The sequence below is a fragment of the Actibacterium lipolyticum genome, assembly GCF_900184935.1.
Classification (GTDB): domain Bacteria; phylum Pseudomonadota; class Alphaproteobacteria; order Rhodobacterales; family Rhodobacteraceae; genus Actibacterium_A; species Actibacterium_A lipolyticum.
In genome coordinates this window covers 1,605,631-1,630,583 of the sequence record NZ_FXYE01000001.1, presented here as the reverse complement: position 1 = coordinate 1,630,583, position 24,953 = coordinate 1,605,631, and the positions used below count along the sequence as shown (strand labels likewise).

At 56.3% G+C, this 24,953-nt stretch carries 23 protein-coding genes; 6 read left to right on the top strand and 17 right to left on the bottom strand.

What is annotated here, in order from left to right; genetic code table 11:
- The first annotated feature begins 6 nt into the window (after window positions 1–6).
- The gene (mfd, locus tag COL8621_RS08025; RefSeq protein WP_093966723.1) at window positions 7–3,474 is read left to right on the top strand and encodes a transcription-repair coupling factor; all 3,468 of its coding nucleotides are present in this window, start codon (window positions 7–9) and stop codon (window positions 3,472–3,474) included.
- On the opposite strand, the gene COL8621_RS08020 is transcribed toward mfd, so the two are convergent.
- From COL8621_RS08020 to COL8621_RS08010, 3 genes are all read right to left on the bottom strand, one after another.
- A complete protein-coding gene (locus tag COL8621_RS08020; RefSeq protein WP_093966722.1) occupies window positions 3,471–4,673 on the bottom strand; it encodes a multidrug effflux MFS transporter in 1,203 nt (400 codons plus the stop codon). The genes mfd and COL8621_RS08020 overlap by 4 nt on opposite strands.
- Window positions 4,674–4,764: 91 nt before the next feature.
- A complete protein-coding gene (locus tag COL8621_RS08015; RefSeq protein WP_093966721.1) occupies window positions 4,765–5,418 on the bottom strand; it encodes a DsbA family oxidoreductase in 654 nt (217 codons plus the stop codon).
- Entirely contained in the window at window positions 5,411–6,931 is a 1,521-nt protein-coding gene (locus COL8621_RS08010) for a class I adenylate-forming enzyme family protein (RefSeq protein ID WP_093966720.1), read from the bottom strand. The genes COL8621_RS08015 and COL8621_RS08010 overlap by 8 nt, the downstream gene beginning before the upstream one ends.
- Window positions 6,932–6,997: 66 nt before the next feature.
- Here COL8621_RS08010 and COL8621_RS08005 point away from each other — a divergent pair, with 66 nt between their 5' ends.
- Window positions 6,998–7,621, top strand: a complete 624-nt coding sequence (locus COL8621_RS08005; RefSeq protein WP_093966981.1) for a helix-turn-helix domain-containing protein — start codon at window positions 6,998–7,000, stop codon at window positions 7,619–7,621.
- Here COL8621_RS08005 and arsB read toward each other — a convergent pair.
- From arsB to COL8621_RS07990, 3 genes are read right to left on the bottom strand one after another with little or no spacing between them, the layout of a single operon-like run.
- Window positions 7,618–8,646 carry an ACR3 family arsenite efflux transporter gene (arsB, locus tag COL8621_RS08000; protein ID WP_093966719.1) on the bottom strand — a complete coding sequence of 343 codons (1,029 nt, stop codon included), beginning with the start codon at window positions 8,644–8,646 and terminating at the stop codon, window positions 7,618–7,620. The two genes, COL8621_RS08005 and arsB, sit on opposite strands and share 4 nt — an antisense overlap.
- Window positions 8,647–8,673: 27 nt before the next feature.
- A complete protein-coding gene (locus COL8621_RS07995) occupies window positions 8,674–8,790 on the bottom strand; it encodes a lipoprotein (RefSeq protein WP_093966718.1) in 117 nt (38 codons plus the stop codon).
- Entirely contained in the window at window positions 8,791–10,611 is a 1,821-nt protein-coding gene (locus COL8621_RS07990) for an extracellular solute-binding protein (RefSeq protein WP_093966717.1), read from the bottom strand.
- Between the two features lie 342 nt (window positions 10,612–10,953).
- Between COL8621_RS07990 and COL8621_RS07985 the strand changes: the two genes are divergently transcribed.
- Window positions 10,954–11,727, top strand: coding sequence for a 3-hydroxybutyrate dehydrogenase (locus COL8621_RS07985; protein ID WP_093966980.1), 774 nt, complete (start codon window positions 10,954–10,956; stop codon window positions 11,725–11,727).
- Window positions 11,728–11,754: 27 nt separating this feature from the next.
- Window positions 11,755–12,792, top strand: coding sequence for a patatin-like phospholipase family protein (locus COL8621_RS07980; protein WP_093966716.1), 1,038 nt, complete (start codon window positions 11,755–11,757; stop codon window positions 12,790–12,792).
- Here the strand turns inward: COL8621_RS07980 and COL8621_RS07975 are convergent.
- From COL8621_RS07975 to COL8621_RS07955, 5 genes are all read right to left on the bottom strand, one after another.
- Entirely contained in the window at window positions 12,789–13,400 is a 612-nt protein-coding gene (locus COL8621_RS07975; RefSeq protein ID WP_093966715.1) for a LysE/ArgO family amino acid transporter, read from the bottom strand. The two genes, COL8621_RS07980 and COL8621_RS07975, sit on opposite strands and share 4 nt — an antisense overlap.
- A 6-nt stretch (window positions 13,401–13,406) precedes the next feature.
- Complete coding sequence (locus tag COL8621_RS07970) at window positions 13,407–14,123, bottom strand: DUF502 domain-containing protein (RefSeq protein ID WP_093966714.1); 717 nt, start codon at window positions 14,121–14,123, stop codon at window positions 13,407–13,409.
- An 86-nt stretch (window positions 14,124–14,209) separates the two neighbouring features.
- Window positions 14,210–15,115 (bottom strand): pseudouridine-5'-phosphate glycosidase, encoded by a 906-nt coding sequence (locus COL8621_RS07965; protein ID WP_093966713.1) that lies wholly within the window; start codon window positions 15,113–15,115, stop codon window positions 14,210–14,212.
- Window positions 15,112–16,005 (bottom strand): PfkB family carbohydrate kinase, encoded by an 894-nt coding sequence (locus COL8621_RS07960; protein WP_093966712.1) that lies wholly within the window; start codon window positions 16,003–16,005, stop codon window positions 15,112–15,114. Before COL8621_RS07960 ends, COL8621_RS07965 begins: the two co-directional genes overlap by 4 nt.
- A gap of 38 nt (window positions 16,006–16,043) precedes the next feature.
- Entirely contained in the window at window positions 16,044–16,379 is a 336-nt protein-coding gene (locus COL8621_RS07955) for a cupin domain-containing protein (protein WP_093966711.1), read from the bottom strand.
- Between the two features lie 216 nt (window positions 16,380–16,595).
- On the opposite strand from COL8621_RS07955, the gene rpsB reads away from it, so the two are divergent.
- Together rpsB and tsf are read left to right on the top strand one after the other, a co-directional pair.
- Window positions 16,596–17,381: a 30S ribosomal protein S2 gene (gene rpsB / locus COL8621_RS07950; protein WP_093966979.1), complete on the top strand. Its 786-nt coding sequence runs from the start codon at window positions 16,596–16,598 to the stop codon at window positions 17,379–17,381.
- An 80-nt stretch (window positions 17,382–17,461) separates the two neighbouring features.
- Entirely contained in the window at window positions 17,462–18,337 is an 876-nt protein-coding gene (gene tsf, locus COL8621_RS07945) for a translation elongation factor Ts (protein ID WP_093966710.1), read from the top strand.
- Window positions 18,338–18,654: 317 nt separating this feature from the next.
- Here the strand turns inward: tsf and COL8621_RS07940 are convergent, their stop codons facing one another.
- The 6 genes from COL8621_RS07940 to pstC form a co-directional block, all read right to left on the bottom strand.
- Window positions 18,655–19,407 carry a LuxR family transcriptional regulator gene (locus COL8621_RS07940; RefSeq protein WP_093966709.1) on the bottom strand — a complete coding sequence of 251 codons (753 nt, stop codon included), beginning with the start codon at window positions 19,405–19,407 and terminating at the stop codon, window positions 18,655–18,657.
- Window positions 19,408–19,873: 466 nt separating this feature from the next.
- Window positions 19,874–20,566 (bottom strand): phosphate regulon transcriptional regulator PhoB, encoded by a 693-nt coding sequence (gene phoB / locus COL8621_RS07935; RefSeq protein ID WP_093966708.1) that lies wholly within the window; start codon window positions 20,564–20,566, stop codon window positions 19,874–19,876.
- Complete coding sequence (phoU, locus tag COL8621_RS07930) at window positions 20,566–21,282, bottom strand: phosphate signaling complex protein PhoU (RefSeq protein WP_093966707.1); 717 nt, start codon at window positions 21,280–21,282, stop codon at window positions 20,566–20,568. The genes phoB and phoU overlap by 1 nt, the downstream gene beginning before the upstream one ends.
- 14 nt (window positions 21,283–21,296) lie before the next feature.
- Entirely contained in the window at window positions 21,297–22,094 is a 798-nt protein-coding gene (pstB, locus tag COL8621_RS07925) for a phosphate ABC transporter ATP-binding protein PstB (RefSeq protein WP_093966706.1), read from the bottom strand.
- A 14-nt stretch (window positions 22,095–22,108) separates the two neighbouring features.
- Window positions 22,109–23,461 (bottom strand): phosphate ABC transporter permease PstA, encoded by a 1,353-nt coding sequence (pstA, locus tag COL8621_RS07920; protein ID WP_093966705.1) that lies wholly within the window; start codon window positions 23,459–23,461, stop codon window positions 22,109–22,111.
- Complete coding sequence (pstC, locus tag COL8621_RS07915; protein ID WP_093966704.1) at window positions 23,458–24,918, bottom strand: phosphate ABC transporter permease subunit PstC; 1,461 nt, start codon at window positions 24,916–24,918, stop codon at window positions 23,458–23,460. Before pstC ends, pstA begins: the two co-directional genes overlap by 4 nt.
- Window positions 24,919–24,953: the final 35 nt, after the last annotated feature.

Sequence of the window (24,953 nt, the reverse complement as noted above, 5' to 3'; positions counted from 1 at the left end):
GACCCCATGTCCCATCCGAACCACATCACCGTCGGGGGCGCCCCCGAAGGGTTTGACGCCCGTATCTTGGCCCGCGAACTTGAAAAGACTGGGAAACCGGTCGTTCATATCGCGCGGGATGACAAACGCTTGGCCGAAATGCGCGCCGCGTTGGCGTTCTTTGCGCCGAATGCTGTTGTGATGACGTTTCCGGGATGGGATTGCCTGCCGTTCGATCGTGTCTCTCCCAACGCTGAGGTTTCGGCGGCGCGGATGGCGACGCTTGCCGCCTTGGCGCATGGCGTGCCGGGGCCGTTTATCATCCTTACGACGCTATCGTCGGCGACGCAGCGTGTGCCCGCGCGGGAAATCCTGAAAGAAGCCTCGTTCAGCGCGCGGGTTGGTCAACGTATCGACGAAGCATCCCTGCGTAGCTTTCTGGTTCGTATGGGTTTTTCCCAATCGCCAACGGTTATGGAACCCGGTGATTTCGCCATTCGCGGCGGTATTATCGATATCTTTCCGCCGGGCGATAACGGCCCAGTACGGCTTGATCTGTTCGGCGACGTTCTGGATGGTCTGCGCCGCTTTGATCCGGCCACGCAGCGCACCACAGAAAAGCTGGATGCGATAGAGCTGGCCCCGGTGTCAGAAATCATCATGGACGAAGCCGCGATCACGCGCTTTCGACAGAATTACCGCATCGAATTTGGCGCAGCCGGAAGTGATGACCCCCTTTATGAGGCTGTCAGCGCCGGGCGCAAACATCAGGGCGTTGAACATTGGTTGCCGTTCTTCCACGAAAAGCTGGAAACGCTGTTCGACTATCTTCCAGATGCGTCGCTATTTCTGGATGACCAAACCACGCCCTCGCGCCTAAGCCGTTGGGAAAGTATTGCAGATCAATACGATACCCGGCGCGAGGCGATGACGCAGAAAAGCCGGATCGGCACGGTCTACAAGCCTTGCCCGCCAGAGCTGCTTTATCTGAACGACGCCGCGTGGGAAGCCGCGATTGGCGATCACCGCGTCCTTCAGATGAGCCCGCTGCCGCAGGCCTCTGGCCCCGGTGTCATTGATGCCGGCGGGCGGATCGGGCGGAACTTTTCCCCCGAACGGCAGCTTGAACAGGTAAGCCTTTTCAGCGCCTTAGCTGACCATATTAAAGTTCGGCGCAATGAAGGCCCAGTGGTCATCGCATCGTATTCCGAAGGGGCGCGCGAACGTCTTCGCGGGCTGTTGGAAGACGAAGACGTAAAAGATGCCACGCTTGTCACTGATATGCGCGATGTTCCACAGGGGCGCGGGCTGTTCCTTGTCGTTTGGGCCTTGGAACATGGGTTCGAAGGGCCCGACCTTACCGTCGTTTCCGAACAAGACGTTCTTGGGGATCGCCTGATCCGCGCGCCCAAGAAACGCAAACGCGCCGACAATTTCCTGACCGAGGCGCAATCCTTGTCGCCCGGCGATCTGATCGTCCATGTGGAACATGGCGTGGGCCGCTACAACGGGTTGGAAACCATTACGGCCATGGGCGCGCCGCATGAATGTATCGCTCTGGAATATGCGGGCGGCGATCGGCTGTTCCTGCCGGTCGAAAACATCGAACTCCTCAGCCGGTATGGGCATGAGGAAGGGATGCTGGACCGTCTTGGTGGCGGCGCGTGGCAGGCCAAGAAGGCGATGCTTAAGGAACGCATACGCCTGATCGCGGATAAATTGATCCGCATCGCCGCCGAACGCGCCCTGCGCAGCGCCCCAATCCTAGAACCCAGCCACCACATGTGGGAGGCCTTCAGCGCCCGTTTTCCGTATCAGGAAACCGATGATCAGCTAAGCGCGATTGAGGATGTGATCGGGGATTTGGCAGCCGGATCGCCTATGGACCGTTTGGTCTGCGGCGACGTTGGCTTCGGCAAGACCGAAGTTGCCATGCGCGCGGCCTTTGTTGCCGCGCTTTCCGGAGTTCAGGTTGCGGTGATCGCACCGACAACGCTTTTGGCGCGCCAGCACGCCAAAAGTTTCAAAGAACGTTTCCGTGGTTTTCCCATTAACGTCAGACAGTTGTCGCGATTTGTTGGCACGAAAGAGGCGGCAAATACCCGCGCTGGTCTGGCCGACGGAACGGTTGATATCTGTATTGGCACGCACGCGCTTTTGGCAAAAAACATCCGGTTCAAAAACCTTGGTCTGCTGATCATCGACGAAGAACAGCATTTCGGCGTGACCCATAAAGAGCGGCTGAAACAAATGCGCTCGGACATTCATGTGTTGACGCTGACGGCCACGCCAATTCCGCGCACATTGCAGATGTCGCTGACGGGTGTGCGCGATCTTTCGATCATTGGCACGCCGCCGGTCGACCGGCTGTCGATCCGGACCTATGTTTCTGAATTTGATGCGGTGGTCATCCGCGAGGCGCTGCTGCGTGAACATTACCGTGGCGGGCAAAGCTTTTACGTGGTTCCCCGGATCACCGATTTGCCTGAGATCGAAGAGTTCCTACGAGAGCAGGTGCCAGAGGTTTCATTCATCACGGCGCATGGCCAGCTTGCCGCGGGCGAGCTGGATGATCGGATGAACGCGTTTTACGACGGCAAATATGATGTGCTGCTTGCGACCACGATCGTGGAATCCGGGCTGGATATTCCGACCGCCAACACGATGGTCGTTCACCGCGCCGACATGTTCGGGCTGTCGCAGCTTTATCAGATCAGGGGCCGTGTGGGCCGATCTAAGACGCGCGCCTATGCGTACCTTACGACGAAGCCGCGCAAGCCTTTGACACCAAATGCAGAAAAACGCCTGCGTGTGTTGGGCAGCCTTGATACTCTTGGCGCGGGCTTTACGCTTGCGTCACAAGATCTGGACATCCGCGGTGCAGGCAACCTTGTCGGGGAGGAACAGTCCGGCCACGTCCGTGAGGTGGGTTTTGAGCTGTACCAATCCATGCTGGAAGAAGCGATTGCCAAGATCAAATCCGGCGAGATGGAAGGCCTGACCGAAGCCGACGATCAATGGGCACCGCAAATCAACCTTGGTGTGCCTGTGTTGATCCCAGAAGACTATGTTCCTGACCTTGATGTGCGGCTGGGCCTATATCGCCGCTTGTCGATGCTGACGACGAAGGTTGAACTTGAGGGTTTTGCCGCTGAACTGATCGACCGGTTTGGCAAACTGCCCAAAGAGGTAAACACATTGATGTTGATCGTGCGGATCAAAGCGATGTGTAAACGCGCAGGCATTGCCAAGCTTGATGGCGGGCCAAAGGGCGCGACCATTCAGTTCCATAATGACAAGTTTGCGTCGCCCCGAGGGCTGGTTGAATTCATCGAAGCCCAGCGTGGTCTGGCGAAGGTGAAGGACAACAAGATCGTGCTGCGCCGTGAATGGGCCAAGGATAGCGACAAGATCAAAGGCGCGTTTGCGATTGCCAAAGATCTTGCCGAAAAGGTTGTGGCCGAGAAAAAGCGGGCCAAGACGAAGGCCGGTTAATTCTCTGGGATGAACTCCATCAATCCACGGGCCAATGCGACGGCGACGAAAACGCCAACCGCAAGCGGAAGTGCGGTGCCGTTGAACGCCAAACCAACTGGTGCCGCGATGATGACTGACAGCACGGTCGCAACCGCACCAATGACGGACGCGGCCATACCGGCGATGTGACCCAAAGGTTCCATCGCCAAAGCGTTCAGGTTACCGACGGTCAGGCCCATCATGCCAAACAGCGTGATCGCCCACAGGATAAACGCGGGAAAAGCAGCCCATGTCGGCATCAAGCCGGTTGTGATCAAGACAAGCATCGCTGCGGCAACGATCACCTCAACTGTCAGGGTCGTTTTGATCAAAAAGCGCATTCCAAGACGCCCAACAAGCTTGGCATTCAAAAAGCTGGCCGAGCCCGAAATGATGGCGATAAAGCCGAACCAAAGCGGAAAAGAGTCAGTCTTTCCGAACGAGATGTCAAAGATCGGCTGGATAGACGAGATGACCATGAACAACGTGCCGAAGATCAGTGTTTGAACCAAGATCGCCAGAACGACCAAGCGATGGCTAAACACCTCGCGCGCGCCGTCATACAAGGTTCGCAGGGTCAGTTTCCGACGGCGTTCAAGTGGCAGTGTTTCAGGTTGGCGCACCATGAACCAACCGATGGACATCAACGAAAACAGAACGAACGCAACGAAGATGCCGCGCCACCCGGTAAAGGCGATGATGACTGCGCCCAGTGACGGGGCAATAGCCGGCAAAAGGGTGAAGATCATCATGACGAAGGACACCAGCCGGGCCATTTCACGACCGCTGTAAAGATCGCGCACCACAGCAAGCGCAACAACGCGTGGACCGGCCGCGCCAAGCCCCTGAAGGACGCGCGCAGCCAGCAGAAGCTCTAATGAATTCGCGGCCCAAGCCAAGCCAGCGCCAAGGATATAGAATGCGCCACCCAACATGATGATGGGGCGACGACCGAACGTGTCGGACAGAGGGCCGGAAACAAAGGTGCCAATCCCCATTCCCAACACGAAGCTGGTGATGATCAATTGCGCACGGTTTACGTCGTCTGGTGTCAATTCCGCGCTGATTTGGGGCAGGGCGGGCAACATCGCATCAATCGAAAAGGCAATCGTTGCGAACATCATTGCGGTCATCGCAATGAATTCAAATTGACCAAGGCGTTTTTGCGGGGAAGACATTCGATATCTCTTTCTTGGTCATGATGGGAGGTTGAGGTTCGCGCCAATGCCGCCCCTTAACCAGTGCAAATGCCACATAGCCGTCCCTACGTTAGTGCAGGGGCTCCTCGGTTGGTTTTTGTTCGGCCAGCTCTGCCACAACTTGTTCCCAAACCTCGGGTTGCTGCGCGCCGACAAGCACGTGTTGGTTGGCCAAAATGAATGTCGGAACGCCTGTAACGCCACGCTCGCGGGCGTGGGCATCGCGCTGGCGGATCATGTCGGCGTCGGCGTCACCAGCAATAAGGCGGCGGATCATGTCGCCGTCCATCTCAGCGCGTTCGGCGATCTCGACCAGCACATCCGTTGAACCGATATCTTGGCCCTTTTCGAAATAGGATTCGAACAGGAAGGAAACGACCGGCGTTTGGCGGCCTTCGATCCCGGCCCAATGGATCAGGCGATGGGCGTTCAGCGTGTTGGGTGTGCGTTCGATCCCGGCGAAGTTGATCATCAAACCCGCCGCTTCGGCGGCTTCGGCGATCTGGGAATAGACCTTAACCGCGTTTTCCTTGCCGTTGAATTTCGTCTCTAGGTATTCGCGGCGATCCATACCGCCCGCCGGCATATCGGGGTTCAGTTGGAACGGGTGCCATTCAATTGTGAACGGATGATCAGGGTGGTTTGCCAACGCCCGATCAAGATAGCTTTTGCCGATATAGCACCACGGGCAAATCGGATCGGACAGGATATCAAGTTTAATCATGTGCAGCCTCCCAGCTGGCACGCAGGGCGCGACGGTTGAGTTTGCCGTTGCCACCTTTGGGCAAGGCATCCATGTGAATGAAAAGTCGAGGTTGCTTATAGCGGGCCAACCGTTCGGCCGAAAAGCTTTGCAGATTTTCATCGGCCGTTTTCGCCCCGGTATAAAAGGCGGCAATCACGGTTGTGTCGGCTTTCACCTGCACCTCGGTTGCGGCGACTTCGGTGATGTCGGGGTGTTGGGTAAGGGCGGCCTCAACCTCAACCGGGGAAACGCGAAAGCCACCGGCGTTCATCATGTCATCGGTACGGCCCAGATAGGCGATCGCGCCGTCTTCGCCCATTTGGACCATATCGCCGGTCAGGAACCATTCGCCGTGAAACTTGGCTTTGGTTTCTTCTTCGGCTTTCCAATATCCAAGCATCAGGCCAGCATCGCGGGACGACACGGCCAATTGCCCCGGATGGCCGCGTTCGACGGGGTCGAATGCCTCGTCCAACACCGCAATACGGCGGCCCGGCTGCGGATACCCCGACGCGGGCGCGGTCGCCGGACGCAAAGGCGAGCCGGATATGAAAGTGGAACATTCCGACATCCCCAGCGCCTCGTACACGTTCGTGCCGGTGGCGTTGGTCCAGGCTTGCCGGGTGGCTTCGGGCAGTTTCTCACCCGCTGACAAGCCATGCCGAAGGCTGGGCATTTCGATCGTCAGGGGCGTCTTTAGGATTTGGCGGTAAACACCCGGCGCTGCGGCAAAGATGGTGGCGTCATATTGTTCCAGCAATTGGGGTAGCTGATCGGCGCTGACCCCTTCGCCGGGGATAAGCGCCGTCGCGCCAGCGGCCCATGGGTCAAGCAGCCCGGTGCCCAATGTATAAGTCCAGTTAAACGCACCGGCGTGAAGCAGCCGGTCATCAAGGTTAAGGTCGTACCACCCGCTCCACATCAGACGGCGAGCCCAGACCGCGCGATGGGCGTGGACAACGCCACGCGGACTGCCACCAGTGCCCGAAGTATAGATCATATAGGCGGGCCGGTTCGGGTCACCCATGGCGTAGTCAGTCGGATCAAGGGAGAACATCGCTTCCAGCCCGGCACTGGTAATCACCGGCGTGTCGGTTGTGGGCAGCGGAACACCGGGGCCGGCGATAACCATTGCCGGTTCAATCTCATGCGCAAGCTTGGTGATTTCAGGCGCGGTCAGCTGGGCCGAGGTCGGGACAGGAACGAAACCTGCCGCAATCGCCCCCAAAAACGCGATCGGGAAATCCACTGTGTTCCCAAGGCGCAGCAAGACCCTGTCGCCGGGGGAAAGCCCGTGTGCTGCAAGACCGCTGGCAACGCCGCGCACGGCGCGTTCAAGCCGCTGATATGTCCACGTGTCGGCATGGTCAGGCGTGACAATGGAAAGGGCAGTCTTTTCAGGCTGCTGGGCGGCCTGCGCCAGAACGTATCCCGCAAGGTTGAACGGCGATGGGCAGGGCGACGGTGGGTTATCATCGAAAAGCGCTTGCATAAGACTCTGCTATCCCTCAGCCGGTGCAGTTGCAAGCGCACGACCATGTGGTTAAATGCACAAGTCATGAGCGATCAAGAACAACCCAGTCTTATCCGTCTGGCTCGCGCCTCTGGTGAGCGGGGCCGCGTTGAACCGCTTAATCTGGGCGAACGTGTGCGCGAACTGCGCAATGCCAAGGGTTGGACCCTAGAGCAGGCGGCGAACCACGCGGGCTTGGCGCGATCGACCCTTTCGAAAATCGAAAACGGGCAGATGTCCCCGACCTATGAGGCGCTGAAGAAGCTTGCCGAAGGTTTGACCATTTCTGTGCCGCAGCTTTTCACACCGCCAAAGAAAGGGCAGGTCAACGGGCGTATGACCGTGACCAAATCCGGCGAAGGGGCAGCGCACGCCACGACGACCTATGAACACGAACTGTTGGCCGGTGCACTTACCAAAAAGCAAATGCTGCCGTATCGCGCGCAGGTGCGTGCCCGGTCATTCGACGAATTCGATGGCTGGGTGCGCCATGACGGCGAAGAATTCCTGTACGTGCTGACAGGCGTGATTACCCTGTTCACAGAGTTCTACGAACCCGTGGAAATGCGCCGTGGTGATAGTGCCTATTACGATGCCGCCATGGGGCACAATGTGGTTTCCGTCAGCCAAGAAGACGCCACCATTCTGTGGGTGACATCCTTAAGCTAGCGCTTGGCGTTTTCCGGGAACCAGTGGCGCGTGCGATTGGCAAACCAAACCAGCGACAGCATCACCGGCACCTCGACCAGGACGCCCACGACGGTGGCCAGCGCAGCACCGGAATTCAGCCCGAACAGCGAAATGGCCACGGCAACGGCCAGCTCAAAGAAGTTTGAGGTGCCGATCATGCATGCCGGTGCCGCGATGTTATGGGGCAGGGCTAGACTGCGCGCGACGCCATAGGCGATGGCGAAAATCCCATAGCTTTGGATGATCAGGGGAATAGCGATCAACCCAATCGTGCCCGGCTTTGCGATAATCGTTTCCGCCTGAAACCCGAACAGTAGGGTAACGGTGCCCAGCAACCCGATTGCAGACCAGGGCTTCAGCGTCGTCAGAAAGTTGTCGATGGAACCTGAATTGCGCGCCTCAAGCACACGCCGTGTCAGCGCCCCGGCGACCAGCGGCAGCACAACGTAAAGCACCACAGATATCAGCAGTGTTTCCCAAGGGACGGACACATCTGACACACCCAGCAAAAACGCAGCAATCGGCGCAAAGGCAAAGATCATGATGATGTCGTTCACCGACACTTGGACAAGCGTGTAATTCGGATCGCCCTTGGTCATTTGGCTCCAGACGAACACCATTGCGGTGCAGGGGGCGACCCCAAGCAGGATCATGCCTGCGATGTATTCATTGGCCGTTTCTGGGTCCACGATCCCGGCAAAGAAAACCCGGAAGAACAGCCAGCCAAGCGCGGCCATGGTGAACGGCTTGACCAACCAATTGATGATGACCGTCATCACCAGCCCGCGGGGCGACTCTCCGACGTCTTTCAGAGACGAAAAGTCGATCTGGACCATCATCGGATAGATCATGACCCAGATCAGAACCGCAACGACAAGGTTTACATGGGCAATTTCAAGACCGGCAATGGCGACAAACACCTGCGGGATCAGGTTCCCCAGAACCACACCCGCAAGAATGCTCGCACCAACCCAGACGGATAAATACCGCTCAAAACTGCCCATCAATCGCCAACCTTGCCAAGTGCGCCGTTAAAGCGCGTTGCGAACCGCGCGTGCGCCGGAAGAGATGTCTTCGCCCATACCTTCGACGGTGGAGCATCCGGCCACTGCAAGCAGCAGCCCGACGATCAATAGAGTTCGTTTCATTCAGTCCTCCGAATACCACCAGATATCGGGCTGAAACCCGATCCAATCCCCATACATCGGGATGGTTTCGGGATAGCGCAGCTCTTTCGCGTGGGCAATACGCGCGACGGGGGCATGCCAGACAGGGATGACATAACGTCCAGCCGTCAGAACCCGATCAAGCGCTTTGGTTGCGGCAAGGAAATCGTCGTGGGATGCCGAATTGAGCAACTTGTCGATCATCGCTTCGGCGGCCGGAGAGTTCATACCCATCCAGTTCCACGTGCCGGGTTCGGTTACGCCTTCCGAGCCCCAGTAAAGCGTCTGTTCGTTGCCGGGGCTAAGGGACATACCACGGGCATAATATGCCATGTCGAAATCATAATCCGTGGTGCGCACCTTATATTGCGCGTCGTCGATCATCGTTACCTGTGGGAAGATACCCAGACGTTTCAGGGCTTCGATATAGATGTCGACGATCTGCTGCGCATTCGTTTCGTCCTGCTCTAGCACGATTTCAAAGGTGAAAGGCTCGCCCGCAGCGTTTTTCATGACGCCGTCATCACCAACCTTCCAACCCGCTTCTTCAAGCAGCTTGATCGCTTTTCTGATGTTTTTGCGGTTGGATTCTTTGCCGTCCGAAACGGGCAGGCTGTATCCTTCGATGGTGCCGGGGGGCAGTTCGCTGGCGAACGGTTCCAGAAACTCTTTCACTTTCCCTTGGGCCGCATCATGCGACATGCCAAGGACCGAGTTGGAAAAATACGACGTGATGCGTTGTTCGCTGCCGCCGTTCAATGTCTGGTTGATGAATTCAAAGTTGAACGCATCGATAAGTGCTTCGCGCACGCGCCAGTCGGCGAAGATCGGGTTTCGAGTATTGAAAACCAACCCCCTGATCCCCGTGGGGCGTTTATGTGGAATGACGGATTTTACCATCTGCCCATCGCGGATCGCCGGGAAGTCATAGTTCGTTTCCCAACGTGCGGCGCTGGTTTCACGGTTGGTGTTGATTTCACCCGCTTTGAACGCTTCGAACATGGCATTGAAGTCGCCGAAGAATTCGAACCGGACTTCATCCAGATTGTTCGTCCCCTTACGGAATGGGATGTCGTTCCCCCAGTAATCGGGATTGCGTTTCAAGGACACAAACCGGCCCGGCGCGAAATCGTCGATCACGTATGGCGCGCTGGAAATTGGGACTTCGTCCAAGCCGCTTTCCGAGAAGTCTTTTCCTTCCCACTGCGCCTTTTTCAAGATCGGGCGCATCCCGAAGATCAGCGCAAGTTCACGGTCGTCCGTATCAAAGGTGAACTTGATCTTACGTTCGCCAGTAATCTCGGCGCTGGTGACCTTCTTCCAGCTGCTGTGATAGCGCGGGTGCCCCACAGTGCCGAGCGTTTCGTATGACCACAAAACATCTTCGACCGTAACAGGGGTGCCGTCGGAAAACTTCGCCTCTGGGCGCAGGGTAAATTCAACCCATTCGCGGTTCGGGCCTGTCTCTATCGATTCGGCCAGAAGGCCGTAAAGGGTGAAAGGCTCATCATAGCTGCGGCCCATCAGGCTTTCGTAGGCCAGAAACCTAAGCTGCCAAGGAACGCGCCCCTTAAGGATGTGCGGATTAAGGGAATCGAACGTGCCAACTTCGCCCGTGACGATTTTCCCGCCCTTGGGGGCATCGGCGTTCACAAAGGGCAACGACACAAAATCAGGTGGCAAGGCCGGTTCGCCATACATAGCTATGCCATGCTTTGGTTCGGCTGCCACGAATCCCGCTGATAGAATCGCGGCGCATGCTGCGGCGACGAGTCGTGTTCGGCGATAAAATAATGGTTTCATTTCTGCAACAATCCTCAAGATCCCTGTATTCTTTGACTGCAACCCTAAGCCCGCTTCCCAACCATTTCAAACTTTTAGCTTGGACGGTGGCCAGAGTTTGCGTATAAAGAGGGCACTGCTCGATAGGTTTCTTGCCTGTATGAAACCTGCCTCAATAACTTAACGCCCGCTTCGCGCGGGCGTTTTTTTTTGCGCTGCAGAAACTTTTCCACCAAATCGTGCGTTGAAATAGGGTCGGGGCGTTATCTGCGTGGTTTCCCCCTCGCAATATCTGTGGCGATGATCCATGTTTCGCATATGCAGCAATTCGCGCTGCATCCAACCAATGCAGGAGGAACCGCAATGTCGCTTAAGGGAAAGACCGCCGTTATCACCGGCTCAAACTCGGGTATCGGTCTGGGCGTTGCCCATGAACTGGCCAAGGCTGGTGCCAATGTGGTTCTGAACTCCTTTACCGACCGTGACGAAGATCACAAACTGGCCGAAGCCCTTGGAAAAGAGCATGGCGTGACCGCACGCTATATCAAGGCCGACATGTCCAAAGGGGATGAGTGCCGCGCGCTGATCGAACAGGCGGGTGTCTGCGATATTTTGGTGAACAATGCCGGTATTCAGCACGTCGCCCCGGTTGATGAATTCCCGGCGGAAAAGTGGGATGCGATCATCGCGATCAACATGAATTCTTCGTTTCATACGGCCGCTGCGGCGTTGCCGATGATGCGTAAGGCTGGTTGGGGCAGGGTGGTTAACATCGCCTCGGCACATGGGCTTACCGCGTCGCCATTCAAATCCGCTTATGTCGCCGCCAAGCACGGCGTCGTCGGCATGACCAAAGTGATCGCCTTGGAAACCGCGGAAGAGCCGATCACCGCGAACGCAATCTGCCCCGGCTATGTGTTGACGCCGCTGGTGGAGTCTCAGATTCCGGATACGATGAAAGAATACAACATGGACCGTGATACGGTTGTCCGCGACGTGCTGCTTGCGCGCCAGCCGTCCAAGGCCTTCGCAACGGTTGAACAAATCGGCGGTACCGCTGTGTTCCTATGTTCTGATGCCGCGGCGCAGATCACCGGCACCACAATCAGCGTCGATGGCGGCTGGACCGCCCTTTGACGCCCTGACCAGAACTGGAGGGCCGGTTTGGCCGTCAAACGGATAAACTTGGCCCTTCAAGGCGGCGGCGCGCACGGCGCGTTCACATGGGGCGTGCTTGACCGTATCCTTGAGGATGAGGGCATCGAAATCGCCGCCATCTCGGGCACGTCGGCCGGGGCGCTGAATGGGGCCGCGTTAAAGGCCGGTCTATTGTCAGGTGGGCGCGAGGGCGCACGCGAGAACCTTGCCTGGCTTTGGGGGCAAATCGGTGCTGTCGGTGACATGCGCATGAACAGCTGGATGGCGGGGTTTGCACCCGGCACCGCCGCACTGTCACGCACCATCGAGCTGTCCCTGTCCAATTCGTTGGTCGATACCGCATCGCGTATGATGAGCCCTTATTTCTATGGGCCGTTTTATCAAAACCCGTTGCAGCGCGTGGTTGATCAGTTCGATTTTGGCCGGGTGTGTACGGCTGAAGGGCCGCGGTTCTATGTCTGCGCAACGAACGTGCGAACGGGGAAGGCGCGGATCTTCACGAAGGATGAAATCTCAACCGATGCGATCTTGGCCTCGGCGTGTTTGCCGACCGTGTTTAAAGCGATCGAGATTGATGACCCAACAACCGGCAAGACAGAGGCCTATTGGGATGGCGGGTATACCGGCAACCCTGCGCTTTTCCCACTTTATGATCTGAAACTGCCTGATGATATCGTGGTGGTGAACATCAACCCATTGGTCCGCGACAGCGTTCCGGTGACCCCGCAAGACATCCAAAACCGAATTAACGAGGTCAGCTTCAATTCATCGCTTCTGCGCGAGCTTCGCTCCATCGCGTTTGTGAAACGCCTGATCGCAGAGGGTCGGATCGAAGAGGGGACCATGAAAAACGTTTTAATTCACATGGTTTCGGACGATACGTTGATGCAAAAGCTTAACGTCGTCACCAAGCTGGTGCCAAATCCGTTGCTGTTGGATGATCTGTTTCAGGCTGGGCGCGCTGCGGCTGATGGGTTCCTTGAAACGCATCGTGGCGCAATCAACAACGACTCGACCGTCGATCTGGCGGCGATGTTTAACTAGAATTCGCCCGTCAGCAGCGCCAGCGCGATCATCCACATGACGGCGCCCACGCCGATGTCGAAAATGCGCCAAGCACGCACGCTCTGCATGATCGGTGCCAACATGCGCGCGCCATATCCAAGGCCAAAGAAAAAGCTGAAAGAGGCAGCCGTGGCAGCAACAGCAAAGGCAATCTTTTGCGGTGTCGGTTCAAACTGCGTGGATACCGCGCCGATCAGCCCCAGCGTATCAAGGTAGACGTGGGGGTTAAGCCACGTAAAAGCGGCGGCTGTGGCAAGGGTTGGCCACAGAGGCGCGGATTGTCCGGAAAGGACCAATTCGTAATTGCCTTTCCACGCCGCGTAAAACCGCATGGCACCATAGACAAACAGGAAGGCAGCACCGGCTAGCGCCATTAGCTTTGGCAGCGTCGGGTAAAGGTGAACAACCGCGCTAAAGCCTGCAACGCCCGCCGTGATCAAGATCGCGTCGGATAGCGCGCAAAGCAGGCACAGCCAAAAGACGTGCGCGCGCAACAGGCCCTGACGCAACACAAATGCATTCTGTGCGCCAATCGCAAGGATAAGCGAAAACGCGGTCAGATATCCGGTGATAGCAGCGGCGAACATCTGGGGTTAGTGATCCAGAAGCTCTGGCTGTTTCTCGACCCGAGGCGTGCCAGATTGAACCTTGTCGTTCGGGTAGACCAACCCGGCAGAGATCACCAATTTGGCCGCATCCTCAACGCTCATATCCAGCAGGATAACCTCTTCGCGCGGAACGAAAAGCAAAAAGCCCGACGTTGGGTTTGGGGTGGTGGGAAGGAAAACGCTGATCAATGGCTCTTCGCGGGGGATGCGCCGGTCAACTTCGCCCTTTGTGGTGGTTGAAACGAATGCCACAGCCCAGATACCTTTACGCGGATATTCGATAAGGCAGGCTTGTTCGAAGGACGATTCCGATTGCGCCAAAACAGTTTCTGCAAGTTGTTTCAATCCGTTATAGACGGACCTTACAACGGGCATCCGATCAACAAGCCCTTCGGCCCATGACAGAAACGACCGCCCAATCAGCCCTTTTGCGATCCACCCAATGACCAGTGTAAAAAGCAGGAAGAAGATCACGCCGACGCCGTGAATATCGATCCCGATGAAGTTTTGCGGATGATATTTTGCCGGCACGAACGGTAGGACGAACCCGTCGACCCAGCCGATGACTGTCCAGACCAGCCACACTGTCAGGCCGATTGGTGCAATCACGACCAAGCCCGTCAGGAACGAGCCGCGTACCCCACCGAGGGGGGCGCGCCGTTTGCGGTTTTGTTGCTCGTTATTTTCTTCTTGTTCAAACATGCTATGCGCGCTTCCTTGTTGTGCCGCAATCTATGTACTTGGCGACGGCACTACAACACGGTGCGCTGATACGGACTGTAATTCATTCAGTTTGCGCCAATTTCGCGGGCGATTGCAGCAGCAAGCCGCGCATTGTTAAGCACAAGAGAGATGTTTGCGGTCAACGAGCGTCCCTCGGTCAGGTCAAAGATCCGGCGTAACAGGAAGGGCGTAACTTCTTTTGCGGAAATACCTTTTGCATCAGCAAGCGCGGCTTCGATGATTGGGTTAATCTGATCCGATGGAATTTCATCCGCGACCGGGATGGGGTTGGCAACAAGCTGACCGCCGGACAGCCCCAATTTTCCACGCATGACGTGCGCTGCGGCAATTTCCGCCGCCGTATCCATCCGAAGAGGTGCGGGAAGCCCCGCGCTGCGCGACCAAAACGCGGGCAGGTCATCAGTGCCGTATCCAATGACGGGCACACCAAGGGTTTCAAGAACCTCTAACGTTTTGGGCAGGTCCAGAATGGCCTTGGCCCCAGCGCCGACGACAGTAACCGCCGTTTGCGCCAATTCCTGAAGGTCGGCGGAGATGTCGAAATCAAGCTCTGCGCCGCGATGGACGCCGCCAATGCCGCCGGTGGCAAACACGTGGATGCCCGCCAACTGCGCGCATATCATAGTCGCCGCCACGGTTGTTGCGCCCGTCCAGCCCATGGAAAGGCAGGCGGCAATATCGGCCCGGCTGATCTTTTTCGCGTCTTTGGTTTGGGCCAGACGTTCCAGCGCGTCACCCTCTAACCCAATGTGGATCTGCCCATCCATCAGCGCGATTGTTGCCGGAACCGCACCCGCATCGCGCACGTTTTTTTCAACCAACCGCGCGGTTTCAAGGTTCTGCGGGAAGGGCATGCCGTGGGTGATAATCGTGCTTTCCAACGCAACAATCGGCAGGCCGTTGGCCTTTGCGTTTGCAACTTCGGCGGAAAAGGTCAGCGGGGCGGTCATAAAGGAGTCTCTCCGGAAACGTAAACGGCGGCGGCTTTCAGGGCCGCACTTAGGGCATCATCGGGGCTATCGCCGCGAAGTTCTGCGGCGATATGGGCGGCCATAAAGGTATCACCGGCGCCTGTTACGCGCGTCACCATTACAGGGGGCGGCGTTTGGCAGCAGATCGTGCCGGGTGTCGCCATGGTGGCATCTTCGCCGCCGTTGGTCACAAGCACACGATGGGCACCGCGTGCCATCAGAGCTTCTGCGGCTTGACGGGATGTTTCGAAGGTCGACAGGCACATCAACCCGGCCTCTTCCAGATTGACGTACAGCGTGCCGTTCTGATGGCCCAGCAGGGGCTGCAAACGTTCCGCTTTGCCAGGAGAGGCGGGTGCGATCCGCAAATCCGCATTCGCGAACAGCGGACTTTTGGCGATTTCCTGAAGCAACTCTTCGGTCAAGTTGCCATCAATCGCGATTGGCCCGGCATAGGGGGCCTTCGCGCTGCCCAGCCGCCCGTCTTCTAGGGCTGTCAAAATCTTGGCGCCAGCAGCCTCTAGGGAATGCGCATCGGCGATTGCGGCGATCAGGCCGTTGCCGCCCTCAACAGCCATATAGCGGTCGGTGGGCAGATCGGCCGAACGATAGATGTAATCGGTCACCATACCCATACGCGTACAGGTCGCCACAAGTTCGCGGCCTTCTTCGTCTTCGCCGATGGCACTTAATAGGGCCGGCACAAGGCCAAACCGGCGCAGGGTCATCGCGATATTCATCGCAACGCCACCCGGAAGCCGCGTGATGCGCCCCGGCACGTCAGAGCCAACAGACAAATGGTTCGGCGCACGGCCAATCACGTCCCACAGGACGGAGCCGATGCAGATGATATTATGCGTAGCTGTCATATGCAGTCTTGTGCGACCTTTCCCAGCCGTGCGCAAGATCAGGCTTTGATGGGATATCGATCCGGTTCTTCAAAAACGTCGATCACCTTGGTGCCCGCCGGAACACGGCCCGAATGCACGACACCCGATGGGATGTTATAGCTGTCACCGGGGCGAAAGGTTTTCGTGGCATCGCCAATGGTCAATTCGATCTGCCCCTCAAGCACGGTGCCCCATTGGCCCTTATGCGAATGCGGGGGCAGGTCCATGTCTTTATAGAATATGAAAAACGCCGCTAGACCATGATCAGAACGGATTACGCGCGCTTCGACCGTTTCTGTGTCGAAAGGCAGGTCCAATGCTGGTAATGACATCATGAAATCTGGAAAATTCATTGGTCTCTCCTTTGAATGGCTAAAACTAGCACATTACCCCCAGAAAAATCGCATTTTTCAGGGTAGGGGCCTTGCCAAGATATACGCGCTACCTTAAACGCGCGCTTACTTCACAGGCGGGGTTTGGGCCACGCGGGGAGAAATCCCGCAAAGGTCCGCCGGTTGGGCGAATGCCCTATGACCCTGCTCAGGCGCAAACCGGAAAAGGAAATGGACATGGCGCTTCCCGATTTCTCTATGCGTCAGCTTCTTGAAGCTGGCGTTCACTATGGTCACCAAACACAACGCTGGAACCCCCGCATGGGCGAGTTCATCTATGGCGACCGTAACGGCATCCACATTCTCGACCTGACGCAGACCGTTCCAATGCTGGACGCGGCGCTGAACGTCGTTCGTGAAACCGCAGCACGCGGCGGCCGCATTCTGTTCGTAGGCACCAAGCGTCAGGCACAGCGCCCTGTTGCTGAAGCCGCTGAAAAATGTGCGCAGTACTACATGAACCACCGTTGGTTGGGCGGCACGCTGACCAACTGGAAAACTGTTTCCCAGTCGATCCAGCGTCTGAAAGCTATCGACGAGCAGATGGAAACCGGCACCGAAGGCCTGACCAAGAAAGAGCGTCTGGGCATGGAACGCGAGCAGACAAAACTGCAAGCTTCCCTCGGCGGCATCCGCGAAATGGGCGGCGTTCCAGACCTTCTTTTCGTCATCGACGTTAAGAAAGAAGATCTGGCCATCGCAGAAGCGAAAAAGCTGGGTATTCCTGTTGTTGCTATCGTCGACACCAACTGCTCGCCAGATGGCATCGACTATATCGTTCCTGGCAACGATGACGCGGCTCGTGCGATCGCGCTTTACTGTGATCTGGTATCCCGCGCGGCGCTGGACGGCATGACCGCTCAGATGGACGCAGCTGGCGTTGACATTGGTGCGCTGGAAGAAAACCCAGTTGAAGAAGCACTGGCTGAAGAAGCTGCTGCTGAAACACCTGCAGAAGCTTAATTTTAAGCTTGTCACAGAACTGATACCGGACGCGGGTTATGCCGCGTTCGGGCACCGATATTCTATCTAGGAGAGCCGACATGGCAATCACCGCTGCATTGGTGAAAGAGCTGCGCGACACAACCGGCGCAGGCATGATGGACGCGAAAAAAGCGCTGACCGAAACTGACGGCGACATGGACGCCGCGGTTGATTGGCTGCGCACCAAGGGTCTTGCAAAAGCTGCTAAGAAATCCGGCCGTACCGCCGCTGAGGGCCTTGTTGCCGTTAGCCTTGGCGAAGGCCGCGGTGTTGCAGTTGAAGTGAACTCTGAAACTGACTTCGTTGGTAAAAACGCCGAATTCCAAGAAATGGTTCGCCAGTTTGCCGGTGCCGCTGTTAACGCAGCTGACCTGGACGCGCTGAAAGCGACTGACCTTGGCGGCAAAACCGTCGAAGAAACGCTGACGTCGAAAATCGCTACGATCGGCGAAAACATGGCGCTGCGTCGTATGGTTGCGTTGGAAGGCGACACTGTTGTGTCTTACGTCCATAACGCTGCTGCCGAAGGCATGGGCAAAATCGGCGTACTGGTTGCGCTGAAAGGCGACAACGAAGCATTCGGCCGTCAGGTTGCGATGCACGTTGCTGCTGTTAACCCTGCTTCCTTGGGTGCTGACGATCTGAACCCAGAACTGGTTGCACGCGAAAAAGCCGTTCTGACCGAGCAAGCCCGTGAAAGCGGTAAGCCCGAGCAGGTCATCGAAAAGATGATCGAAGGTCGTATGAAAAAGTACCTGTCCGAAGTTACGCTTCTGGGTCAGGCTTTCGTTGTGAACCCAGATCTGACTGTGGCGCAGGCTGCTGAAGAAGCTGGTGTTGAAATCACTGGCTTTGCTCGCGTCGAAGTTGGCGAAGGCATCGAAAAAGAAGTCGAAGACTTCGCAGCTGAAGTGGCAAAAGTCGCTAAAGGCTAAGGATTAGAGCCCCGGCTTCTGTCGGGGCTTTTACCCAAAAGAAGAGGCGGTGCAGCATATGACTGCACCGCCCTTTTTTGTTTCGCGCCGCAACATTGGGGATGAAGGACGAAGCGCGAAATCAACGTCAGACCAGTTGGCGAAAATACACCTTAGCCAGACTTTCCAGTCTCCTGGAAAGGGAGGGTCGTTTCACGTAATCTCATGGCGTTCCCTCCCAATGTTCCTAGGCTAATGCCACCACTCACGGAACAAGGTCAGATTGCCTATTTACGCTGCGTAAGCAAAGTAGGGGATTCCCTACCGTGCAATTTCCATCAAGCTTCGAGCAGGAAAATTTGGTTTTGAAACGAGGCCTTAAGCACTGCTTGTGCCGTCGTTTCAACGTTCAACGCTTCGCGTGCCAACCGAAGATGTTTTTCGATGGTCGCGGGCGTTAGCCCCATGATCGTCGCGATGTCTTGCGTCGTCTTGCCATCACCAACCCATTCCAACGCTTCGCGCTGACGGGGCGTCAGCGGGCGGCGCGTGCCGGAGTAGGGGAGGCAGATAATCTTTAGATGCGCTACATTCGCGACAACCTGAATTTCATCGCCATGTTTGCTCCAGATTTCGTCCACGTCGCCCTGACTCATCCCGTCACGACCAATAAGCCCTAGCGCACCTTTGGAACGAACCGATGAATCCTTGAAGCTTACCGAATATCCGGCGTTAACACCGTGGAGCCTGTTGAAATCTACGACACGTTGTTCTGCTTCGGTGAAGCTGCCGTTTTTGGCATGATCTGCGATCCAGCTCCATGAACAGGCGCCCACGTTTTCCGCGGCCCAGCGGACCATCGGCGCATGGAAATAGTGGCCTTTTTCAATGAAACCATTGATGTATTTTTCGTCGTGGTTGCACAGGATCAGAAGATCTTGAGGATCCCCAAATGAATTGGCTGTCCGAAAACGCGTAAATCCATACAAAAGCCGATCAAAACCGAACTTCTCCATATGGCAACACAGATGCGCCCAAACTTCTTCTACAGTTTGTGCATTGATCAGGTTTTCCAGATCATTAGGATTCATAACTCAACAAATTCCCTCAATACCCGTCTTGATGAGCGCGAAAGGCCAGCGAAACAAAATGGCCTGCGCGCTTTCTCGTTATCTAAATTGCTTTGATACCAAACCAATGACGTCCGGCATGCCGTCGTCCAATTCAACAAATCGGCCACGGATCGAACCGAATCAACCATTTATTTAATATCGCTGCAATTCCCCAGAAATGCTTATTAAGTCAGGAATACCTTACCATGTCGAGAGTGGTCGCAAACTCTTTACGGGGAAAAGAAACCTGAATTTCCCCAACGTAAAGTTTCGAGCGCCAATCGTTAATTGGCAAGCGGATGGTTAACAGTAATCGAACGAAAGGAACGTGAGCGCCGCCCGATAGGCTTGATCTGGAAGGAATAAAGACAGCGTACAATCGCCGGGACGGAACTATTCAACGGTCTGCAAACTCATTTATTTTACATAATACTGATTATGCGAATTAGCCCAGAGCGTATCCGGCACCGCGAACCGTACGTACTGGGTCATCCCCGCCGAACTGACACAGTGCTTTGCGCAATCGTCCAATATGGACATCCACGGTGCGCGTATCGACATAGATGTCGCGCCCCCAGACACGGTCCAGCAATTGTTCACGGCTCCAGACGCGTCCGGGCTTTTCCATGAAGGTCGAAAGAAGACGGAACTCTGTCGGGCCAAGCTTCAAAAGCTTTTCAGCGCGGAACACCTTGTGAGTTTCGGCGTCCAGTAAGATATCCTCAAACTCCAGCTGTTCGCCGACTGTCGCTGGACGTGTCCGACGGAGCTGAGCACGAACACGCGCCATCAGCTCCACCACAGAGTACGGCTTTACGACATAGTCGTCGGCACCAGTCTCAAGCCCCCGAACGCGATCAACTTCCTCTGACCGCGCGGAAAGCATGATGATTGGGACGTTCCGAGTTTCCGCACGTGTTTTCAGACGCCGGCAAACTTCGATCCCGGAAACGTTGGGCAACATCCAATCCAGCACGATGATGTCTGGCGCGTCTTCGTCGACCAGAAGCAAAGCTTCTTCGCCGTTTTCGGCTTTGGCAACCGCAAAGCCTTCGGCTTCTAAGTTGTAGGCCAGCACTTCACGTTGCGCAGGCTCATCTTCGACAACAAGAACAGTCGGCTGCTCAACACTGGACATCAGTCTAACTCAACCGTCTCATATGGTGTTGAATCGCCTTTGGGCCGGTTATCTTCCGGCATTTCACCGGTCGACAGATAGATGACCTGTTCGGCAATTGACGTTACGTGATCGCCCATGCGTTCAATGTTTTTTGCGATGAAATGCAGATGCATACACGCCGTGATATTACGTGGATCTTCCATCATGTATGTCAGGAATTGACGGAACAACGCGTTGTACATCTGATCGACTTCGTGGTCGCGCATACGCACGTCTTGGGCCAATTCCGGGTCACGTTGGATATAAGCGTCCAGTGCGTCCTTCATCATACCTTCGACGGTTTTCGCCATACGTCTGATCGCGCTAGAGGCACCTTCAATCGGGTTCATCTGAACCAGAACAGAGGTCCGCTTTGCCAAGTTCTTGGCATAGTCCCCTACCCGTTCAAGGTTGGCCGAGATCTTCATCACAGTCAGAACCGTACGAAGGTCAGACGCAATTGGTTGACGCAGAGCCAAAAGCCTCGCGCATTCTTCGTTCACGCGTTCTTCCAGTTCGTCGATCGCTTTGTCGCCTAGGCGGACACGCTCGGCGAGTTCTTCGTCCCGACGCTCCAGTGAATTGGCGGAGTCTAGGATGGCTGCTTCAACCAAGCCACCCATCTTCATGATCATGGCCTGAATGGTTTCAAGGTCACGGTCGTATGACGTTACAATATGTTCACGATCTGGCATGAAACTCGTCCTCCTCAGCCGATCCGGCCGGTAATATAACTTTCAGTGCGCGGGTCTTGGGGGTTGGTAAAGATTTGGCCGGTTTCGCCAAATTCGACCAAATTACCAAGGTGGAAGAACGCGGTCTTTTGGCTGACCCGGGCCGCTTGCTGCATCGAATGGGTCACGATCACGACCGAATAGCGCCCGCGCAATTCGTCGATCAGCTCTTCGACCTGGGCCGTGGCGATTGGGTCAAGCGCGGAACATGGCTCATCCATCAGCAACACTTCTGGTTCGGTCGCAACCGCCCGCGCGATGCACAGCCGCTGCTGCTGACCGCCGGACAGGCCTGTGCCGGGCTTATCAAGACGATCCTTCACCTCGTCCCAGATCGCACCACGACGGAGCGATTTTTCGACGATAACGTCTAGGTCGGCCTTGTTCTTGGCCAGGCCGTGGATGCGAGGCCCATAGGCAATGTTGTCATAGATCGACTTTGGGAAGGGGTTTGGCTTTTGGAAAACCATGCCGACCTTCGCGCGCAGCTGCACCGGGTCAACGGCGGGGTCATAGATGTCTTCGCCGTCCAGCTTAATCTGACCTTCGACGCGGCAGATATCGATCGTGTCATTCATCCGGTTCAGGCACCGCAGGAAGGTGGATTTGCCACAACCAGATGGGCCGATAAAGGCGGTCACGGTCTTGTCTTCGATGTCGACATTTACGTCTTTGATCGCGTGGTTATCGCCGTAGTAAACTTGGCAGTCCCGTGCCGAGATTTTAACCTCTTTGGTGTCCACTTCTCTCTCCACCATTCGCATGTCGTTCATTTTTGTGCGTTCCCTTACCAGCGGCGTTCAAAGCGGCGGCGCAGCATGATGGCGACGGCGTTCATAAACACGAGGAAGATTAGCAGGACGATGATCGCCCCGGACGCGCGTTCCACAAAGGCAGGGTCTGCGCGCTGTGTCCAGTTATAAACCTGTACCGGCAAAGCCGAAGCAGGGTCGAAAAAGCCTTCTGGTGGCGCGGATGGGTATTCGCGAACGAAAGCCACCATTCCGATCAACAACAGCGGCGCGGTCTCTCCAAGAGCCTGAGCAAGACCAATGATCGTTCCGGTCAGAATGCCCGGTGCAGCCAGTGGCAGCACGTGATGGAGCACCGATTGCATTTTCGATGCCCCTACCCCCAATGCTGCGTCACGAATGGACGGCGGAACCGATTTCAACGAGGCGCGGGTCGCGATGATGATCGTTGGCAGCGTCATCAGGGTCAGCACAAGCCCGCCAACGATTGGCGCAGACTGTGGAAGACCGGCAAAGTTGATAAAGATCGCAAGGCCCAAAATACCGAACACGATGGACGGAACCGCCGCGAGGTTCGAGATGTTAACCTCAATCAAATCCGTCCAGCGGTTCTTGGGCGCGAACTCTTCCAGATAGATAGACGCGGCCACGCCGATCGGTAGCGCCAGAACCAGCACCACCATCATCATGTAAAGCGACCCAAGAATGGCGACGCCCAAACCCGCAGCCTCGGGTCTGTTTTCAGACGCATCCGGGCGCGTAATAAAGCCCCAGTTGAAGCGTTTGACCAGCGTGCCATTTTCCTTCAGCGCATCGGCCAGCATCAACTGTTCCGGGCTAACGTTGCTGTCCAGTTCGGCGGATTCTTTCGTAACGCGGCCCTTTTGGTAGCCATCGATCCGGCCGTTTGCCAGCAGGTTAAAGTTGATCGTGGTCCCGATTTTTTCTGGATTGGCGATAACGTAATTCCGCAACTGCGCGGGCGCATCTTTGGAAACGATCCCGGCGGCGTCTTTGGCGGTCAGGCCTTCGATTTCGATGCCGCCATCGGCGATTGCTTTTTCAACCGCGGCCTTAATCAACGGTGCATAGCCAAAGGTCGAAACCTTTTTGATGTCATCGATGTTCCGGTTACCGTTTTTGTCGAGTTTGGCTTCCACCAGCTCTACGTCCAGTGAAACGAAGGTCTGCTGGAACGAACTTAGGCCGTTTGACAAGATCGATGCCAGCAACAGAACCAAGGCAAGGATGCCAAGGCTGACAGCCGTCAGGCCATATAGCTTAAACCGGGCTTCTGCCGCGTTGCGTTTCTTGGTTAGCTTGTCTTGAACAAGTAAAGACCCGCTGTGCGCCGATGGGGGCGTAGGGTTAGCCGTAGCGTCTGTCATTCATACTGCTCCCGGTATTTACGCACGATGAAAAGCGCGAAGACGTTCAAGCCCAAGGTGATCACGAACAGGGTCAGGCCAAGGGCGAAGGCAACAAGTGTTTCAGGGCTGGCAAAATCGGTATCGCCCGTCAGCTGGGACACGATCTTAACCGTGACGGTGGTCATGGCCTCAAAGGGGTTCAGGCTCATCCTTGCGGCGGCCCCTGCCCCCAAAACCACAATCATCGTTTCACCAATGGCACGCGATGCGGCCAACAGGATCGCGCCCACGATACCCGGCAAAGCGGCGGGGATAACAACCTGACGGATGGTTTCCGATTTTGTGGCGCCCAAACCAAGCGAGCCGTCGCGCATCGTCTGCGGCACGGCGTTGATGATATCGTCTGACAGGGACGACACGAACGGGATCAGCATGATCCCCATAACGATCCCTGCAGTCGCAACCGAGGCAGAACTTTCGCCCAGTCCAAGCGGTTGCGCGAAATAGTCCCGCAACATCGGGCCGACGGTGATCAGCGCGAACAGGCCATAAACGATGGTCGGGATGCCGGCCAAGATTTCGATCAACGGCTTGGCGATCGCCCGCATTTTCGGCCCTGCGTATTCGGACATATAGATCGCCGCGAACAACCCGATTGGCACCGCGAACAACAGCGCAATAAACGAGATATAGAGCGTGCCCCAAAGCAAGGGCAGAATGCCCAGCTCTGACCCGCCGCGGAAGTTCGGAGACCAGACAAATCCGAAAAAGAATTCTGTCCAGCTGTATTGTGAAAAGAAGTTCCGGGTTTCGAAAAGCATCGAAAAGACAATGCCAAGCGTCGTCAGGATCGCAATTGTCGAGGCAAGGATCAGCAGCGCCTTCATGCCTGCTTCGACGATGTTCCGTGCCCGGAAATCTTTCGTCGTGCGGTATGTCGCATACGCGAAGCCAACCAGACCCAAGCCGATCACAGCCACGGCCATCATTACCGACAGCTTGCCCTTCAATCCGCGATACCGCTGAGCGGCCTGCAGAACTTCGGGACGAACATCCGACCCAAGCGCGACGCCGACCGACCCCAGCAATTCACGGACATTCGTCGCTTCGGCGTTGATTTCGCGCGCCTCTGGACGTGTCATGACACCTTGCGCAACAACTTCGTCCAGACCGTTGGCGACACGGCGCACGTCGGTCATCACAAGGCTAAGGTTGGCCCCCTGCTCTACCGCACTGTCCGAGATCATGCCCGAAATCTGCCGTTCGATGACCATGGGCTGCACGAGCATCCACAGCAGAAGCAGCAGAAGCGATGGGACCATCGTCATCATCGCAACATTGACGCCATAATAGTTCGGCAAAGAGTGAAGATGACGTGGGTCGCCATCAACGGAAGACATGGCGCGTTTGCGCCCAACTAGGAAGCCAACCACCCCTAGGGCGATCATGGTCAAGATTATCCACAGGACAGGCATTAGCCCCTCGTTATTTTAGGGTGAAAAGGTCCTAA

Excerpts from the sequence above, each read along its gene's own strand:
- COL8621_RS07955 (WP_093966711.1), bottom strand. The coding sequence starts at position 16,379 with ATGAATTTTCCAGATTTCATGATGTCATTACCAGCATTGGACCTGCCT.
- tsf (WP_093966710.1), top strand. The coding sequence starts at position 17,462 with ATGGCAATCACCGCTGCATTGGTGAAAGAGCTGCGCGACACAACCGGC.
- pstC (WP_093966704.1), bottom strand. The coding sequence starts at position 24,918 with ATGCCTGTCCTGTGGATAATCTTGACCATGATCGCCCTAGGGGTGGTT.
- COL8621_RS07965 (WP_093966713.1), bottom strand. The coding sequence starts at position 15,115 with ATGACCGCCCCGCTGACCTTTTCCGCCGAAGTTGCAAACGCAAAGGCC.
- COL8621_RS07990 (WP_093966717.1), bottom strand. The coding sequence starts at position 10,611 with ATGAAACCATTATTTTATCGCCGAACACGACTCGTCGCCGCAGCATGC.
- COL8621_RS07960 (WP_093966712.1), bottom strand. The coding sequence starts at position 16,005 with ATGACAGCTACGCATAATATCATCTGCATCGGCTCCGTCCTGTGGGAC.
- COL8621_RS07985 (WP_093966980.1), top strand. The coding sequence starts at position 10,954 with ATGTCGCTTAAGGGAAAGACCGCCGTTATCACCGGCTCAAACTCGGGT.
- mfd (WP_093966723.1), top strand. The coding sequence starts at position 7 with ATGTCCCATCCGAACCACATCACCGTCGGGGGCGCCCCCGAAGGGTTT.
- pstB (WP_093966706.1), bottom strand. The coding sequence starts at position 22,094 with ATGAACGACATGCGAATGGTGGAGAGAGAAGTGGACACCAAAGAGGTT.
- rpsB (WP_093966979.1), top strand. The coding sequence starts at position 16,596 with ATGGCGCTTCCCGATTTCTCTATGCGTCAGCTTCTTGAAGCTGGCGTT.
- arsB (WP_093966719.1), bottom strand. The coding sequence starts at position 8,646 with ATGGGCAGTTTTGAGCGGTATTTATCCGTCTGGGTTGGTGCGAGCATT.
- phoU (WP_093966707.1), bottom strand. The coding sequence starts at position 21,282 with ATGCCAGATCGTGAACATATTGTAACGTCATACGACCGTGACCTTGAA.
- COL8621_RS07975 (WP_093966715.1), bottom strand. The coding sequence starts at position 13,400 with ATGTTCGCCGCTGCTATCACCGGATATCTGACCGCGTTTTCGCTTATC.
- COL8621_RS07940 (WP_093966709.1), bottom strand. The coding sequence starts at position 19,407 with ATGAATCCTAATGATCTGGAAAACCTGATCAATGCACAAACTGTAGAA.
- COL8621_RS07995 (WP_093966718.1), bottom strand. The coding sequence starts at position 8,790 with ATGAAACGAACTCTATTGATCGTCGGGCTGCTGCTTGCAGTGGCCGGA.
- COL8621_RS08005 (WP_093966981.1), top strand. The coding sequence starts at position 6,998 with ATGAGCGATCAAGAACAACCCAGTCTTATCCGTCTGGCTCGCGCCTCT.
- phoB (WP_093966708.1), bottom strand. The coding sequence starts at position 20,566 with ATGTCCAGTGTTGAGCAGCCGACTGTTCTTGTTGTCGAAGATGAGCCT.
- pstA (WP_093966705.1), bottom strand. The coding sequence starts at position 23,461 with ATGACAGACGCTACGGCTAACCCTACGCCCCCATCGGCGCACAGCGGG.
- COL8621_RS08015 (WP_093966721.1), bottom strand. The coding sequence starts at position 5,418 with ATGATTAAACTTGATATCCTGTCCGATCCGATTTGCCCGTGGTGCTAT.
- COL8621_RS08010 (WP_093966720.1), bottom strand. The coding sequence starts at position 6,931 with ATGCAAGCGCTTTTCGATGATAACCCACCGTCGCCCTGCCCATCGCCG.
- COL8621_RS07970 (WP_093966714.1), bottom strand. The coding sequence starts at position 14,123 with ATGTTTGAACAAGAAGAAAATAACGAGCAACAAAACCGCAAACGGCGC.
- COL8621_RS08020 (WP_093966722.1), bottom strand. The coding sequence starts at position 4,673 with ATGTCTTCCCCGCAAAAACGCCTTGGTCAATTTGAATTCATTGCGATG.